Annotated in this window: 2 protein-coding genes; both read left to right on the forward strand. The window is 75.1% G+C overall.

Features of this window, described 5'->3' with window-relative positions:
* Positions 1–192: 192 nt before the first annotated feature.
* Complete coding sequence (locus GJ633_RS16725) at positions 193–603, forward strand: hypothetical protein (protein WP_394351175.1); 411 nt, start codon at positions 193–195, stop codon at positions 601–603.
* Positions 604–671: 68 nt separating this feature from the next.
* Positions 672–1,308 (forward strand): shikimate kinase (locus GJ633_RS16730; protein WP_156589655.1); only part of this gene is annotated, 637 nt, incomplete at its 3' end.

Consider the following 1,308-nt stretch of genomic DNA (forward strand, 5'->3'; position numbering starts at 1 on the left):
TGACACGGACGCGACGGAGGCGACGACGTCCCCGCGACCGCACGCCGGGCCTCGCTGGGCCGCACGTCGACGACGGGCGGGCGGGACGGCGGCGTGACACCGACCGAGGAACGCCCGAGACCGACGGGCGGACGGGCGCCTGATGGACACCGACGCGTCGGGTTCGTCGCCGCCGGCTTCGCGGTCGTCGGTGTGGGCGTCGGCCTCGTCGCCGCCGCCGCGACGGGATGGGCCGAGACCGCGTTGGCGACGGCGGCGACGGGCGAGACCGCTCGGTTCGGCCCCGTGTTCGTCGCGCAGTCGTACCTCGCGGTGACAGGCGTCGCGCTCGCGTTCGCGCCGCTGCTCGCGGGGGTGTTCGGGGTCCTCGTGGGGTCGCGGGCGTACGACCCCGGCGAAGCCGCGATCGCCTGCGGTCTCGGTGCCGCGTTCGGAGGCCTCGTCTACGGTCTCGTCGTCGTCGGCCTCGTCGTCGTCTCGCAGGGGGAGGCCGCGACGCAGGCACACGGCTTCGCCGACGCGTTCGGTCCGGTCGCGGCCGCAGCGGTCGCGTCCGCTGCCGTCGGTGCCGTCACCGGCGTGCTGGGGGCGGTCGTCGAGTGAACCGGACCAGGAACGAGAGTCTCGCCGAGATCGCTATCTCTTTATCCGCCCTCACGAGCCGTGAGAACATGGAGGGACGGGCGGCCGCGCTCGGCGCCGGCACCGTGTTGAACGCGCTCGCGACCGGGACCGGTGCGGCCTTCGGTATCGACGTCGAAACGCGCGCGACCGTCGAACTGGACGCGGACGCGGACGACGTGGACGGCTCGATCGCCGAGGACGCCGACGCCGACACCGACCTGATCGAGCGCTGCGTCGCGCTCGCGGCGGCGCGGTGGGGCGACGGCGAGGGAGGCGTCGTCCGGACCGACAGCGACGTCCCGCTCGCGGCGGGACTGAAGAGTTCCAGCGCGGCCGCCAACGCGACCGTACTCGCGACGTGTGACGCCCTCGGCCTCGCGGTCGGCGACGACGCGGACGACCCCGCGGTCGACGTCACCCGCCTCGACGCGTGTCGCCTCGGCGTCCAAGCGGCCCGCGAGGCAGGCGTCACCGTGACGGGCGCGTTCGACGACGCCAGCGCCTCGATGCTCGGCGGCGTGGTCGTCACGGACAACGGGAGCGACGCGCTGCGCTCGCGCGATCCGGTCGCGTGGGACGTGCTCGTGTGGACCCCGCCCGAGCGCGCCTACTCCGCGGACGCGGACGTCGCGCGCTGCGAGGCGGTCGCGCCGATGGCCGACCTCGTCGCGGACCTCGCGCTCG

Source organism: Halorubrum sp. CBA1125, assembly GCF_009742825.1.
GTDB lineage: Archaea > Halobacteriota > Halobacteria > Halobacteriales > Haloferacaceae > Halorubrum.